At 57.1% G+C, this 347-nt stretch carries 1 protein-coding gene; it reads left to right on the top strand.

What is annotated here, in order from left to right; genetic code table 11:
• Positions 1-188: 188 nt before the first annotated feature.
• Positions 189-347 (top strand): helix-turn-helix domain-containing protein (locus FH08_RS54485; protein ID WP_031362676.1); only part of this gene is annotated, 159 nt, incomplete at its 3' end.

Below are 347 nucleotides of genomic sequence, written 5' to 3'. Positions count from 1 at the left end.
TCAACTCGAAGTACAACGCGATGCTGCTCACACGGGACCGCCGCGAACGGCTGAGCTAGAGAGCAGGTCTGACAGACCGCGGCATGAGGCAAATGCCATTTGGGCGCCCGCCCGTGGGTGCGCTATTGACAGATTAATGCTTCAGTCTTAATGTTGTGTATGTGACTCAGCCCACTGCTCGTGATGCCATGATCGACGCAGCAGAGCGACTCATTGCGGAACGTGGAATTGCTGCGATGACGCTGAAAGATGTGCAGATCGCGGCAGGACAATCCAACAGGTCAGCGGCCAAGTATCACTTCGGTTCCCGGGAAGGCCTGCTCGACGCGATCATCGAAGTGCGGATG

Origin of the sequence: Caballeronia sordidicola, from assembly GCF_000729995.1 — a bacterium.
GTDB lineage: Bacteria > Pseudomonadota > Gammaproteobacteria > Burkholderiales > Burkholderiaceae > Caballeronia > Caballeronia sordidicola_A.
Note: the sequence above shows the minus strand (reverse complement) of the source record. Positions and strands in the feature narration are given on the sequence as shown.